Origin of the sequence: Luteirhabdus pelagi, from assembly GCF_016827595.1 — a bacterium.
In the GTDB taxonomy this organism is placed as follows: domain Bacteria; phylum Bacteroidota; class Bacteroidia; order Flavobacteriales; family Flavobacteriaceae; genus Luteirhabdus; species Luteirhabdus pelagi.
Map to the genome: position 1 here is coordinate 748,782 of NZ_JAECMS010000002.1, position 15,090 is coordinate 763,871.

Annotated in this window: 13 protein-coding genes; all 13 read left to right on the forward strand. The window is 40.8% G+C overall.

Going from position 1 to position 15,090, the window contains the following annotated elements; translation table 11 throughout:
* Nucleotides 1-29 precede the first annotated feature (29 nt).
* The 13 genes from I4Q58_RS08250 to I4Q58_RS08310 all read left to right on the forward strand — a co-directional run bounded on the left by I4Q58_RS08250 (nucleotide 30) and on the right by I4Q58_RS08310 (nucleotide 15,078).
* Nucleotides 30-4,463, forward strand: coding sequence for a CusA/CzcA family heavy metal efflux RND transporter (locus I4Q58_RS08250; RefSeq protein WP_203295405.1), 4,434 nt, complete (start codon nucleotides 30-32; stop codon nucleotides 4,461-4,463).
* A 22-nt stretch (nucleotides 4,464-4,485) separates the two neighbouring features.
* On the forward strand, nucleotides 4,486-5,724 hold the full coding sequence (locus I4Q58_RS08255) for an efflux RND transporter periplasmic adaptor subunit (RefSeq protein ID WP_011709080.1): 1,239 nt from the start codon (nucleotides 4,486-4,488) through the stop codon (nucleotides 5,722-5,724).
* A 96-nt stretch (nucleotides 5,725-5,820) separates the two neighbouring features.
* Nucleotides 5,821-6,159 carry a P-II family nitrogen regulator gene (locus tag I4Q58_RS08260; protein WP_008613762.1) on the forward strand — a complete coding sequence of 113 codons (339 nt, stop codon included), beginning with the start codon at nucleotides 5,821-5,823 and terminating at the stop codon, nucleotides 6,157-6,159.
* Between the two features lie 15 nt (nucleotides 6,160-6,174).
* Nucleotides 6,175-6,591 (forward strand): Fur family transcriptional regulator, encoded by a 417-nt coding sequence (locus tag I4Q58_RS08265; protein WP_027885450.1) that lies wholly within the window; start codon nucleotides 6,175-6,177, stop codon nucleotides 6,589-6,591.
* Nucleotides 6,592-6,600: 9 nt separating this feature from the next.
* The gene (locus tag I4Q58_RS08270) at nucleotides 6,601-7,065 is read left to right on the forward strand and encodes a Fur family transcriptional regulator (RefSeq protein WP_051191359.1); all 465 of its coding nucleotides are present in this window, start codon (nucleotides 6,601-6,603) and stop codon (nucleotides 7,063-7,065) included.
* Nucleotides 7,062-7,421, forward strand: coding sequence for a SpoIIAA family protein (locus I4Q58_RS08275; protein ID WP_027885449.1), 360 nt, complete (start codon nucleotides 7,062-7,064; stop codon nucleotides 7,419-7,421). The genes I4Q58_RS08270 and I4Q58_RS08275 overlap by 4 nt, the downstream gene beginning before the upstream one ends.
* 4 nt (nucleotides 7,422-7,425) lie before the next feature.
* Nucleotides 7,426-9,954, forward strand: coding sequence for a heavy metal translocating P-type ATPase (locus tag I4Q58_RS08280; RefSeq protein WP_093026604.1), 2,529 nt, complete (start codon nucleotides 7,426-7,428; stop codon nucleotides 9,952-9,954).
* A 35-nt stretch (nucleotides 9,955-9,989) separates the two neighbouring features.
* Complete coding sequence (locus I4Q58_RS08285) at nucleotides 9,990-10,424, forward strand: Fur family transcriptional regulator (RefSeq protein WP_008613740.1); 435 nt, start codon at nucleotides 9,990-9,992, stop codon at nucleotides 10,422-10,424.
* Between the two features lie 87 nt (nucleotides 10,425-10,511).
* Nucleotides 10,512-11,915 carry a dihydrolipoyl dehydrogenase gene (gene lpdA / locus I4Q58_RS08290; protein WP_203295406.1) on the forward strand — a complete coding sequence of 468 codons (1,404 nt, stop codon included), beginning with the start codon at nucleotides 10,512-10,514 and terminating at the stop codon, nucleotides 11,913-11,915.
* A 128-nt stretch (nucleotides 11,916-12,043) separates the two neighbouring features.
* A complete protein-coding gene (locus I4Q58_RS08295) occupies nucleotides 12,044-12,475 on the forward strand; it encodes a cytochrome P450 family protein (RefSeq protein WP_027885443.1) in 432 nt (143 codons plus the stop codon).
* An 85-nt stretch (nucleotides 12,476-12,560) separates the two neighbouring features.
* Nucleotides 12,561-13,352 (forward strand): cation diffusion facilitator family transporter, encoded by a 792-nt coding sequence (locus I4Q58_RS08300; protein WP_027885442.1) that lies wholly within the window; start codon nucleotides 12,561-12,563, stop codon nucleotides 13,350-13,352.
* Between the two features lie 44 nt (nucleotides 13,353-13,396).
* The gene (locus tag I4Q58_RS08305) at nucleotides 13,397-14,077 is read left to right on the forward strand and encodes a lipoprotein signal peptidase (protein ID WP_009778866.1); all 681 of its coding nucleotides are present in this window, start codon (nucleotides 13,397-13,399) and stop codon (nucleotides 14,075-14,077) included.
* 2 nt (nucleotides 14,078-14,079) lie between these two features.
* Nucleotides 14,080-15,078, forward strand: coding sequence for a sodium:calcium antiporter (locus tag I4Q58_RS08310; protein ID WP_009778867.1), 999 nt, complete (start codon nucleotides 14,080-14,082; stop codon nucleotides 15,076-15,078).
* Nucleotides 15,079-15,090 lie beyond the last annotated feature (12 nt).

A 15,090-nucleotide genomic window follows, 5' to 3' on the forward strand; every position in this document is an offset into this window, starting at 1 on the left:
AATTTTAACTGAATTAAATTTTTATTTATATGATTAATAAGATAATCGCATTTTCCATTAATAATAAATTTATTATTGGACTACTTACCTTAGCGCTGATAGGGACGGGTATTTGGTCCATGATGACCGTCAACCTGGGATCGGTGCCAGATATTACTAACAATCAGGTTCAGGTGATCACCCAGTCGCCAAATCTTGCCACAGAAGATATTGAACAATTTGTAACCTATCCCGTAGAACTATCTATGGGTAATTTACCAGGCGTTACAGAAATAAGATCTATCTCACGCTTTGGCCTTTCCGTAGTTACTATCGTTTTTGAAGACGATATGGGAACCTATCTTCCTCGACAGCTGGTACAGGAAAAACTAAACGAACTGGGCGAATCTATCCCTGAAAAATTTGGAAGTCCATCTATGGGTCCCATCTCTACTGGTTTAGGTCAAATCTATGAATACACTATAAAGCCAGAGGAGGGTTTTGAAAACAAGTATTCGCCTATGGAACTGCGCACCGTGCAAGATTGGGTTATCAAACGACAACTCACATTACTGGAAGGCGTGGTAGAGGTCAACTCTTATGGAGGCAGTATTAAACAGTACGAGGTCACTGTTAACCCAGATAAGTTGAATAGTTTGGGTATTAGTATTTCACAAGTGTATGAGGCTCTCGCTCGGAACAATGTGAATACAGGCGGTGCTTACATAGAAAAAAATAAAATGTCAAATTTCATAAGAGGTGAAGGTCTTATTCGCTCTTTGGAAGACATTAAAGATATTTCGATTATTAACGAGGGCAACATTCCCGTAACTATTGGAGATGTTGCAACACGCGTCCATTTTGGGAATCAGGTACGTTATGGTGCTTTTACGCAAGACGGTAAGGAAGCCGTGGGAGGAATAATAATGATGCTAAAAGGTTCAAACCCTAATGCGGTTATTCAAAATGTTAAGAATCGTATGGCAGAAATTGAAAAATCCCTGCCAGAAGGTCTCACTATCGCCCCTATCATTGATCGTAGTGAGCTAATTGCCAGAACGACCGATACCGTTAAAACCAATTTACTGGAAGGCGCCCTAATCGTGATATTTGCCCTTGTTTTATTGTTGGGTAGTTTAAGAGGTGGCATCATAACGGCCACGACCATACCGTTGTCCTTGCTTTTTGCCTTTATATTAATGAAGCAATTTAATGTATGGGCAAACTTAATGAGCTTGGGCGCTATTGACTTTGGAATCATTATAGACGGTGCAGTGATTATCATCGAGGGAACCGTGTATGAAATACAAAAACGGATAAGATCTGGCAAGGTGAAATTCAATCAGGCTAAAATGGATGAAGTAGCCTATGATGCTGGGAGCACGATGATGAGTTCCGCATTTTTTGGACAGATTATAATTCTTATTGTATTCACGCCTATACTTTTTCTTACGGGGGTAGAAGGTAAAATGTTTAAGCCGATGGCGTACACTTTCGGTTTTGCCATGATAGGTGCTATTTTCTTATGCCTTACCTATGTCCCTATGATGTCTGCCCTATTTATGAAACCCATTCAGAATAAAAAGAACTGGTTTGGAAGGTTTGAACGCTGGCTGGAAAGGATAAGTGATAAGATAATTGGTGGAATACAAAGGGTATATATGCCTTTACTGAAAGGGGCATTAAAACTGAAGCTCATTGTTGTAGGTGCTGCTGCTGTTCTACTTGTATTAGCCGGTTTCCTTTTTTCCAGAATGGGAGGAGAATTTGTGCCTCAACTGGATGAAGGGGATATTGCAATGCAGGCTTTAATCAGACCAGGAAGTTCATTAACAGAGTCTATTGAAGTTTCCAAAAAAATAGAAAATATCCTTCTAGAAAATTTTCCTGAAATTAAAACAGCAACAGCAAGAATTGGAGTAGCGGACATCCCAACAGATCCAATGCCGATGGATATAGCAGATATGTACCTGATTCTTGAAAAAGATAAGGATAATTGGACAACCGCTGAAACTAAAGAAGGACTTATAGCGCAAATCAAGGAAAAACTCAATAAAGAACTTACTGGGGTAAACCTTGTGTTTACGCAACCTGTAGAATTAAGGTTCAACGAATTATTAGAGGGGGTTAGAGAAGATATTGCGGTTAAACTATATGGAGAGGACCTGGGGGTGTTGTCGGAAAAGGTACAGGAAATGGCCAGTATTATCCAAACCGTGCCTGGTGCAGGAGACGTAAACGCGGAGCGAACATCAGGCCTCCCACAAATGACCGTTAAATTTAACCGTGATAAAATTGCGCAATATGGACTGGATATCCAAAAAGCCAATGATTACATAAGTACAGCTTTTGCAGGAGGAACAGCCGGAGTCATTTTTGAAGGAGAAAAACGATTTGATCTGGTAGTAAGATTTGATGAAGATCATAGAAAGAATATTGATGATTTGCGTGGTATGTATATCGATCTTCCAGACGGAACTCAGGTGCCTATAAAAGAAATAGCAGATATTGAGTATGTTCCGGGGCCTATGCAAATTTCAAGAGATGATACCTACAGAAGAACCTATGTGGGTGTAAACGCCCGGGGAAGAGATGTAGAGTCTGTGGTGAACGACATTCAGCAAAAATTAGATGAGGAATTAGAATTGCCACCAGGTTATTATATTACTTATGGAGGGGAGTTCGAAAACCTTCAGAGTGCCAAAGACCGATTAGTGATTGTGGTACCGATAGCCTTATTCCTGATTTTCGTGCTTCTATATTTTGCCTTAAAATCTTTTTCCCAATCTATCATGATCTATATGGCGATACCATTGGCTGCTATCGGAGGTGTTTTTGCCCTTTGGTTAAGAGGTATGCCATTTAGCATTTCCGCAGGTGTAGGCTTCATTGTTCTGTTTGGTGTTGCAGTTTTAAACGGACTGGTACTAATAAATAGATTCAATTCTTTAAAAGAAGAAGGAGTAACCAGTATAAGAGATAGAATTTTTACAGGAACCAAAGAACGAATACGACCTATTATGTTAACAGCAACAACAGATATTTTCGGTTTTTTACCAATGGCATTTTCCACATCTGCCGGTGCAGAAGTTCAACAACCACTTGCTACAGTTGTTATAGGTGGTATGCTTACGGCTACCTTGCTTACGCTGGTGGTTCTTCCTGTCCTTTATACATTTGTAGAGAAGAGACGGGAGAAAAAGGAACAGAACAAGCTTGGTTCTTCCAATTCACGATCTTTAGCTACGATTTTGATAATTGGCTTTGTTTTAGGCGGAACCTTTTCTGTAAATGCACAATCTGATGCAATGTCATCTGAATATTCACAACAGGATTCTTTACAAACTATTAGTTTGCAAGAGGCTAAAGAAATGGCAATCCAAAACTTTCCACAATTAAAAGCTGCCCAACTTGAAATTGAAAGTGAGGAAGTATTGCGTAAAACCGCTTATGATTTTGGGAATACCCAAATCTTTACAGGAAAAGAAGAGGTAGGAAATGGTTCTGATGGGATCTATACCCAAATTGGTGTTCAACAACAAGGCATAGATGTTTTTGGAATAGCTCCCCGTTTGAAATTACAGAAAGAAAGGGTGGCACTTGCTGAAAATGCCTTAGAGCTATCTACTATTGAAATTGAACGTGAAGTAAGCAGGGCCTGGACATCTGTTTATACAACTAAAAAGGCGTATCAGGTATATAGAAAAATGGATTCAATTTTTGAAGATATTGAAAGGGCTGCAAGAATCCGGTATGAGACAGAAGCTACCTCTAAACTGGAATATCTTGCTACCTCCAACCAGGCGAACGAGGTTAAAATACAGCTGGAACAATCGTACCGAAATTACCTGAAATCAATACAGCGTTTAAACCTATGGTTTGTTAGTGATACGATTTATGATGTACCAGATTTGCCTGTTGAAACTTTAGACAAACCTTTAAACTTTCTGGTAGAGTCGCTTGAAAATCATCCGTTGCTACAGGTTTCGGAACAAAGGATAGATGTTGCCAAAGCGGTTACCAGAGAACGAAAATCTGAATTTTTGCCCAAATTTCAGGGTCAGTACGGTAGGCAGGAAATAGCCGGGCAATCGGGTTTCTTCCAATATCAAATAGGAATTCAAATTCCGCTGTTTTTTGGGCCGGAATTAGGCCGTACACAGGAAGCACAAGTAAATAGACAGATTGCAGAGCAAAACTTTTATCAGGATAAAATCGAACTGGAAACCGCCTATAAAAATATGCGTGAAGACTACATCAAATGGAGAAACTCATGGAATTATTATAGGGATGAAGCACTTCCGCTGGCCAAAGAGCAACAAGATGGATCAGTGCTGGCCTTTAAGGAAGGCGCTATCGATTATGTGACATTTCTCCAAAATATAAGAGATGCCATTAGAATCGAGGTAAATGCCTGGAGTGCTTTTAACGATTATCTCGACAGCCGTTACCAACTGGAATATTACCTTAAGAATTCAAATTAAAAATTAAAATAAGAAAATCGATATGAATACAAGATCAATAAATATTCTAATGCTTGCCTTAACGCTCAGCATATTCTTTGGATGTAAAGAAAATCCTGCGGCAGGGGAAGATGCTTCCAGTGAAACTGCAACTACTAATACCGAAGAAGGTGAAAATCACGGTGAGGAAGGAGATGAAGAAGAAGGAGGGATGCGTTCGGTACATCTTTCAGAAATGAAATTCAATAGTCTGGGGATTAAAGTAGATACCTTGCCTAAAAAAGCTTTGTCCGGTATTGTGGAAGCCAATGGCCAGTTAGAAGTGCCGCCACAATATGAAGCTACCGTTACGGCAATTTTAGGCGGTAATATAACTTCTATAAAGGTTATTGAGGGGGATAAGGTAAATAAAGGTCAGGTGTTGGCTTATCTTTCTCACCCAAATTTAACCAGAATGCAGTCTGATTATATTAATGCATATAGTAGGATGCAATTTTTGGAAAAGGAATTTGAAAGACAGAAACGTTTATATGAAGCAGAGGTAGGATCTGGAAAATCTTTTCAACAAACCCAATCAGATTACCAGTCTGTACAAGGTGAAGTGCGGGGGTATGAATCACAGTTACGGCAGTTAAACCTAAATGCTTCCCAGGTTAGAGACGGTGAATTATATGAATATATTCCGGTAGTAAGCCCAATTGGAGGTTATATTGAAAAAGTACTGGTACAGGTAGGACAATATGTAGACCCTCAGACCAGTATGTTTATGGTAGTTGATAATGAACATGTGCATGCCGATCTAATGGTTTTTGAAAAAGATATTTATAAGGTGAAAGAAGGCCAAAAGATTGCGTTTACACTGGAATCGGTTCCAGGCAGTAATTTAACCGGGGAAATTTATTCAGTGGGGAAACAATTTGAACAAAACCCCAAAGCGGTACATGTGCATGCAGAAATCGATAATAAAGAAGATTTTCTAATTCCGGGGATGTATATAAACGGAAAAATCAGGACCGGTGAAGAAGCTGTTCCTGCCTTACCGGAAGAAGCAATAATTGAAGAAGAAGGAAATCCCTACATCTTTACGGCCCAAAAACACCAGGAAGATGGTGAAACCGAATGGGAATTGAAACCAGTGCAGGTTAGAACGGGAATAAATGAAGATGGTTGGGTTGAAATTAAACTGCTGGAGCCTCTGCCTGAAGGTACGTTGGTTGCCTATAATAATGCCTATTATCTGGTTTCTGAAATGCAGAAAAGCCAGACTTCCCATGGTCATTAAATTAAAAAAATTAGATGGATGGACTCTCTGTTAAATGTTTGTCTTAATTAAAATTCCAGAGGGTTCATCCTTAATACTAAAATTAATATTACAGCAATGAAAGAAATAAAAGCATTTATAAAACCGAAACGAGTTCAAAAAGTGATAGAATCCCTTAGTGAAAGTGGATTCAAAAGTATGACGCTTTCCCAGGGGGAAGGTACCGGGGCTTTTAAAGCAAAAGGCGCATCACCTTCTTTAGATTTCCGTGTAACAGACAGTCCGGTTGTAAAGTTAGAACTGGTATGTCAAAACGAAGAAGCACAATCAGCAATAGATATTATCCTTGAGAATGCAAAAACAACTGAACCCGGTGACGGAATAATTTATCTTTCCGATATTGAAGATGCCTTCCAGATAAAAACCGGGGAATCCATAAAGCGTTACGACCCCTAAATACTTTTATAGCAAATGGAAAAAATAGTAAAAAAGTTGGAAAGCAAAGGCATCCGCCCTACGGCAATGCGCTTGATGACCTATAGACGGCTGGCACAACTGAATGTGGCCGTTAGCTTAGGCGACCTTGGAAAGGATTTCGAAAGCTCGGAAAGGAGTACGCTTTTCCGTACTATGAAGACATTTGAAGAAAAAGGAATCGTGCATCAAATTGAGGATGGCACCGGCATCATTAAATATGCCCTGTGCGAAGACAATTGTGAATGTGAGGTGGGAAACGACCTTCACTTACATTTTCATTGCAATAGTTGCGGGGAAACCGTGTGCCTTACAGAGCACAAAATCCCTCAGATAAACCTGCCCGAAGGCTATGTGGCAGAGGATATCAATCTGGTAGTAAAGGGAATATGTGAGAAATGTAGTGGCGTTTAATTTTATGAGATGACCAAAGCCGAAGAAACACTTAGAAACAACGGGATTAGACCTACCAAAATGAGATTATTTATTTATAAATATCTCAAAAGAAAGTTTTATGCTGTAACATTAAGGGAAATAGAAACGGCTTTCGTTAAAAAAAGTAAACATACACGAGATAGAACAACAATTTATCGGAGTATAAAATTATTTCAAAAGAAAGGGATTATACATCAAATTGATGACGGTACGGCTACCGCAAAATATGCATATTCTGATAAGAATTCGCTGGATCTACACTTACACCTTCACTGTATGAATTGCAGCAAAACCTTCTGTTTGCCCAATAAAGTTCCACAGGAAAATTTACCTGACAAATACGAAATAACCGAAGTAAATTTAGTTTTGAAGGGGGCATGTGTAAAATGCCAAAAAGCAAAGAAGCTAAAATATAACATAGACCAATCTGCTCATAAAAACTTAAAACAATGATACGAATCAAAAATGTCGAAAAAAGCAATTTGATATCCGCTTCAATAAGCGGTAAGATTACTAAAGAGGATATAGAGAAAATCCATCCTTTGATACATAATATTGTCAAAAATGGAAATAAGGTGAATTTCTTTTTTGAACTAGTTAACTTTAAGGGCTACGATCTCAAAGGCTTATGGGAAGATTTAAAAGTTGATACCGCCCATATTTCAGATTATGGAAAGATGGCCTTTGTGGGTGAAAAAGAATGGCAGGAATGGGCTGCTAAAGCCACTGATTTTTTTACAAGCTCGGAAGTTAAATATTTCGACTTTACCGAAAAGGAAGAAGCTAAAAGATGGATATTAAACCAATAGGGATATGAAAAAGCTACAACTAAAAATTCCGGTATTGCTACCTCAGGTGCCAAATGAAAAAGACACTTGTGTGCAAAGGCTCATTGCTGAATTAGAGGCCAAAGAGGGTCTTGAAAAAGTACATATAGTAGATGATCAGGAAGATACGGTGCCGCAACTGTGCTTTCATTATGATCCGGACATTATCTCTATTGACCGAATTCAATCTTTGGCGGAAAATGCCGGGGCAGAAATTACAGAAAAATATGGTCATCTTCTTTTAGAGGTTGAGGGGATTAGACATACAAGGCACGCTCGTTCCATCGAGAAAAGCCTTTTGGCAATCAATGGAGTTTTGGAAGTTTCCGTTTCAGGCTCTGGAATGGTACGACTTGAATTTGATAAAAAGCAAACGAATTTTGATGAAATAAGTAAACAAATTGAAAAAGAATACCTTCAGATTCAGCGGAGTTCTTCAAACGAAAATGATTACACCAAAGCATCCAAAAAACAGGAGCGTTCAAAGAAGGAAGATACTAAAGAACAAACTTCCACAGAGGGGCACGAGCACAAAGAGGGCGAGACCCACGAGGAAGGAGAAGGGCACGCCCACGGTGGGATTTTCGGTAAAAATACGGAGCTTATTTTTTCTATTATCTGCGGCGCCCTTCTCGGGATAGGTTTCGGACTTTCCTATGTTGCATCCATCCCAGATTGGGTCAGTCTTACTTTATACATAGGTGCTTACTTTTTTGGGGGTTACTTTACGGCAAAAGAGGCCATACAGACCGTTGCCAAAGGTGGTTTTGAAATCGATTTTTTAATGTTGGTGGCCGCCATAGGTGCCGCTGTTCTGGGAGAATGGGCCGAAGGTGCACTCTTGCTGTTCCTGTTCAGCCTTGGCCACGCCCTGGAACACTATGCAATGAACAAGGCCCGAAAGTCCATAGCGGCCCTTGCCGATCTCGCACCAAAAACAGCTTTGCTCAAAAAAGATGGCAAAACCGAAGAGGTGGGTATCGAAAAATTGGGTATAGGCGATATTATCGTGGTCAAGCCGAACAGTAAAATATCTGCCGATGGCGTTGTGGTCAACGGAAAAAGCAGTGTCAACCAAGCTCCGATTACCGGGGAAAGTGTACCGGTAGATAAAGTTCCCGTAGAAGATGTTGACAAGGATTATTCGGCGCAAGATGATATCAAGGATGAAAACCGCGTTTTTGCCGGAACGATCAATGGGAACAATACTTTGGAAATTAAAGTGATCAAAGCAGCCAAAGATTCAACGCTTTCCCGATTGGTGAAACTGGTTAACGAGGCCCAGACCCAAAAATCACCTACCCAGTTGCTCACCGATAAATTTGAAAAATATTTTGTGCCGTCCGTCCTTATTTTGGTCGGGATTCTTTTGTTCGCTTTTTTAGTTATTGACGAACCCTTTAGCGCGAGCTTTTACCGGGCAATGGCGGTACTGGTAGCTGCAAGTCCCTGTGCGTTGGCAATCTCGACCCCAAGTGCTGTATTGAGTGGAGTGGCCAGAGCTGCCCGTGGCGGGGTATTAATTAAAGGAGGGCGCCCTCTGGAGGACCTGGGGGTTATTACCGCCCTCGCCTTTGATAAAACCGGAACTCTAACGGAAGGAAAGCCAAAACTTACCCAAGTGGTGCCACTTGGAAATATATCTGAAAACGAACTTCTCAAAATAGCAGTAGCTGTGGAAAGTTTGAGTGATCACCCCCTGGCCAAAGCTGTAGTTCGTGATGGAAAAGAGCGTCTGGAAGGCGAGGAAATCCCAAATGCCTCTAATTTGGAGGCAGTTCTGGGTAAAGGGATTAAAGCATCGTTTGGCAATGATAAAATCTATATAGGTAACCTCGACCTGTACGAAGGGCTTGATGAGAGTACACCTTCCGAAAAAATAGCTACGAAAGTGCGTGGTCTTGAAGGTGGTGGAAATACAACAATGCTTATACGAAAAAATGAAGAATATATAGGCATCATTGCATTAATGGATACCCCTCGTGAAGCCGCCAAGGGAACCCTCAAAAAATTAAAAGAAATCGGCATTAAACGAATGATCATGCTTACCGGAGATAACCAGAAGGTAGCAGACGCTGTAGCAGAAGAAATAGGATTGACCGATGCCTGGGGGAGCCTATTGCCGGAAGAAAAAGTGGATGCTATAAAAGAATTAAAAGAAAAGGAATCCAAGGTGGCAATGGTGGGCGATGGCGTTAATGATGCCCCTGCCATGGCAAACAGCACTGTAGGCATAGCTATGGGTGCTGCGGGAAGTGATGTAGCCTTGGAAACGGCGGATATTGCGCTAATGGCCGATAAGTTGGAAACCCTGCCCTTTGCCATAGGCTTAAGCAGGAAGGCAAAGGCGATTATCAGGCAAAACCTTTGGGTTAGCCTTGGTATTGTGGCCCTGCTTATACCTTCAACCATATTCGGCTTGGCAAATATTGGAGTGGCTGTAGTAATCCATGAAGGTTCGACGCTTCTGGTGGTTTTTAATGCGTTAAGGCTTTTGGCTTATAAAAAAGATTAGATCCGGACTTAGACTGTTTTTCGAAAGAATATAAAATGACAAAAACGGAAAAAAAATTATCGTCAAAAGGGATACGTCCCACTGAAATGAGGTTGAAAATTCACAAATACCTCAATAGGAAGACCTATGCAGTAAGTTTAAACGAAATGCAAAAAGTCTTTATCGCTAAAAGCGAAAAAAACAAAACGGCAAACAGAACTACCTTTTATCGAAACCTAAAAACTTTTGAAGATAAAGGGCTAATTCATCAGATTAATGATGGGACAGGAGTGGCAAAATTTGCAATTTCCGATAAAAAGGCCAAAGGTAAATACGGTACAGATTTACATATGCATTTTCATTGTACCGTTTGCGGAAAAACTATTTGCTTGCCGGATAGAATATCGAAACAAAACTTGCCGGACGATTATGAAATAAACGATTTGAACCTGGTATTAAAAGGGGTATGTAAAAATTGTAGTAAAAAATAATAGGTGGGAGTACCTTAAAACTGAACCCTTGCGCCCCTGGTCAGCTTAAGGTTTCCCCCACCTTATTTAATTAAAAAATTTACGAATATGGAAAAATATGATGTAACAATTATAGGCTCTGGCCCTGGCGGGTATGTAAGCGCTATACGTTGCGCCCAATTAGGATTAAAAGTAGCCATTATTGAAAGGTACAGCACGCTTGGCGGCACCTGCCTTAACGTGGGCTGTATCCCGTCAAAAGCCTGGCTTGAAGCCTCTGAGCATTATTACAAACTCAAACATCAATTCGAAAAATTTGGAATTGATGTTAAAGAGGCCAATGTAGATATCCTAAAGATGAACCAAAGGGTTCAGGATGTGGTACAGGAAATCATCAATGGCGTTGACTATCTGATGAAAAAGAACAAGGTTTCCGTATATGAAGGTCACGGTACCATCAGGGATAAAAACACGATTGAGATTAAGGGCGAAGATAAAACGGAAACCATAGCAACCGATAAAATCATCATTGCCACAGGGTCCAAACCCGCTTCACTGCCCAATATTGAAATCGATAAAAAAAGGATAATCTCTTCCACCCAAGCCCTTGCCCTACAGGAAATTCCCGACCATTTATTGGTCGTTGGTGGAGGCGTTATCGGGGTTGAGATAGGTTCTGTTTTCGCCCGCCTGGGCTCTAAGGTGTCTATTGTGGAATATTTTGATAGCCTCATCGCCACTATGGATGGCGCACTGGGACATCAATTGCATCGTTCCCTAAGAAAACAGGGAATTGAGTTTTATTTGGAACATAAAGTGACCAATGCAACAGCAACGGACAACAAAGTTGAATTGAAAGCGGAAAACCTGTCCGATAAAAAAGAAATGAATTTAGAAGGCGACTATTGCCTTATGGCCATTGGCCGGAAACCGTACACCGCCAATTTAGGCCTTGAAAACATTGGCGTGGAAACCAATGAGAAAGGACAGGTAACGGTAAATGAGAACCTTGAAACCAATGTCAAGGGTGTATATGCCATTGGGGATGTAATCCGAGGGGCAATGCTTGCCCATAAAGCCAGTGAAGAGGGCGTTTTTGTAGCCGAAAGGATAGCAGATCAAAAGCCACATATCAATTATTCGCTTATTCCTAATATTGTTTATACCCAGCCCGAAGTGGCCGGGGTAGGCTTAACCGAAGAAGAATTGAAAGAAGCAGGAAGAAGTATTAAAACAGGCTCTTTTCCTTTTAAGGCCAACGCAAGGGCGAAAATAAGTATGGACACCGACGGCTTCATAAAAGTAATCGCAGATAAAGAAACTGATGAGATATTGGGAGTGCATATGATAGGGCCACGCATTGCAGACAGCTATACCGAAGCGGTGGTAGCGATGGAATTCAGGGCATCTGCCGAAGATGTTGCAAGGATGTCCCACGGGCACCCAACTTTTTCAGAAACCTTTAAAGAGGCCTGTCTGGCAGCCACCGAAGACAGAGCGTTGCATATTTAACGGCCTTAATTTAATTGTAAAATCGGATTAGGCAGTTTTTAATCATTTCATAAGACTTAAATCAGTTTGTATTAAGTTTAAGTTTATGGTCTAAAAAATAAAATAAATATTTTAAAAATGTAAAGAGCATGAGAACTATTCCGAAAGACAAAAACATCGATAGTAGTTTGACGCTACTTCGTGACGGCTATGAATTTATTCAGAAAAAGCGTCAAAAGCTTTGGTCCGATATTTTTAGAACCCGTTTGATGTTAAAGGAAACGATCTGCATGAGTGGAAAAGAAGCCGCGGAGGTTTTCTATGACACTGAAAAGTTTCAGCGAAAAGACGCTGCTCCTAAAAGAGTGCAAAAAACATTATTCCTCCAGAAGGGTGTCCAGACACTGAATAATTCAGCATACAGGCAAAGAAATGAAATGTCTATGTCTTTGATGAAACCGGATAGCCTGCGGGGGTTCCTAAAAATTCAAAAGAGCTACTGGGAAACATACATTGGTAAATGGGAGAAAGATGAAGAGCAAAAGTGCCTTTGCCGGAGTGGTTTCAGGCAGAAGAAGTAAACCTGCTGCTAAAAGGATTTTGTAACAATTGTATCCGGATAAAGGACAACTATTATAACGAATATTAAAAATAAAAAAAGAGATAATGGAGAAAACAACATTTAAGATAACCAAAATGGATTGCCCTTCGGAAGAGCAGATGATCCGGATGAAGTTGGAATCTTATGCTCAAGTGAAATATTTGGATTTTGATATTCCCAACAGGAAATTGGAAGTATATCATGTGGATGGCATTGAAGATATACAAACATCAATAGCCGGTTTAAACCTTGGCGATTCCTTAGAGGGAACCACAGAAGCCGAACCACCCGTAATGGAAGACCAATCCAAACAAAAAAGAATCCTTTGGTGGGTCTTGGGCATCAACTTTGGTTTTTTCGTTATCGAAATGACCACAGGTTGGATTTCCTCTTCTATGGGACTTGTGGCGGATTCGTTGGATATGCTGGCAGATTCCATCGTATATGCGCTAAGCCTATTCGCGGTAGGCGGTGCCATTTCAAGAAAAAAGAAGGTCGCAAAATTCAGCGGGTATTTTCAGATGGCATTGGCAACACTTGGTTTTGCAGAGGTATTAAGAAGGTTTTTTACCAGTAGTGAAACACCAATGTTCCAGTGGATGATTGTAGTTTCCATTTTAGCCCTACTGGGGAACCTTATTTCGCTTTGGTTGATAAACAAGGCTAAAAGTAAGGAGGCCCATATGCAGGCCAGTGCCATTTTTACGTCCAATGATATTATTGTAAACGGTGGGGTTATAGTGGCAGGGGTACTGGTCTATTTTCTGAATAGCAAATGGCCCGATTTGGTGATTGGCGGCATCGTCTTCACGTTTGTAATGCGGGGCGCCATAAGAATTTTAAAATTATCTAAATAATGCAAATATATGTTGCACAAGACGTTGGGAAACAATAGGAAATTATGAATAAAAGTAGTGTAGCATTATTGATTTTACTGTTGTTGGCAATAGACCAGACCATAAAGATTTATGTGAAGACCCATTTTTATTATGGCGAGGAGTACTACGTATTTGGCCTGGATTGGTTTCGCTTGCATTTTTTGGAAAATCCCGGAATGGCCTGGGGCTTTAAGTTTGGGGAGGGATATCTGGCCAAGCTTGTTTTGATCCTATTTCGGCTGGCCGCCATTGTTTGGGGGACTTTTTATATCAAAAAGATGATACGTGAAGGATATGCAAAGGTTTTTGTAATCTGTGCAGCATTTATATACGCAGGTGCATTGGGTAATTTGATTGACGGTGCATTTTACGGACTGATCTTTGAAAAAAGTGATCCGGCAGTACAAAACGTTGCAGAAATATTCCCGTCAGGGGGTGGATATGCTGGATTTTTAAATGGCAATGTCGTGGATATGTGGTTCCTTCCCATTATTGATACAAGGCTTCCGGAGTGGCTGCCATTTTGGGGAGGTAATCAATTTACTTTTTTTGACCCTGTATTTAATACCGCAGATGTCTGGATTAGCACGGGAGTGATTTTACTCCTGATCTTTCAAAGCCAACAAAAAAAAGACCAGAAAATATCGGAAAATAAAAAGTTGAAATATACTGAGGGTAACAGAAAAATTATAAACAACGATTAGTTATGAACGTTTGGCTTTGGGTAGTAGTATTGGGATTGGCAGCTTGGGCTGCCCATTGGGGTGCGGACCAACTCTTGACGCCTTTAAAGATGCTCCGTAAGCAATGGGGGCTTACAGCTTCTGCAGGAGCAGCTCTCCTTGCCATTGTGACCGCCAGCCCCGAGGTAGCTGTAAACGTTACCAGTGCAGCCCGGGGAGTATCGGAAATTGGTCTGGGCAACCTTTTGGGTTCCAATATAATTTCCATTCCGTTGATGGTTAGCATAGCCTATTTCGCTTCCAGAAAGCAATTTAAAAATAATAAGGAACACCAAAAACATCTGGATGCCAACCTACTGGCTCTGAACAAACGTTCTGTTTCGGTATTGTCCATCCCCTACCTGGCAATCATTGCTTTGGTAGCTATACTAACCCTTCCCAAAGCCTGGCGTGGATTACAACCCATCGATGGCTATATTATGCTGGCTGCCTATGCTGCTTTTTTAACGCATGCCATTATAAAAGGCAGGGAAAAGGGCGAAAAAGTAGAATGGGACAAAAAGAAAGTCTGGTTATCCGTGGCCGGGGCCCTGGCCATAGCTGTGGGTGCTTTTTTTATTGTTAAGGCAACAGAAAATATTGTTTCGGCCCTGAATATTTCTGAAATCGTTGGGGGATTGTTCATCACGGGTATAATGACCACCGCGCCTGAAATATTTAAGACCTGGAGCGTGGTGAAAGGAGGCGAAGTAACGGCAGGCACCACTAGTGTTATCGCAGATAATGCTGTTACGATGACGGTCGCCTTTTTCCCGTTGGCGCTGGTTACTACCCCTATCGAAGATTTCCAGTTGTTTTGGGTGAATCTTGCCTTCGTTGGACTGATGCCGCTTTTGTACTCCCTTTTTGTCCATCAAAGCAAGGAACTTCACGGTTTTAGCAGATGGCAGATATTCGCGTTCGATGCAGCCTATATCGTCTATCTATTGACAATGGTATTTTTTGTTCTAAAACTATTTTAAAATAAAACATAT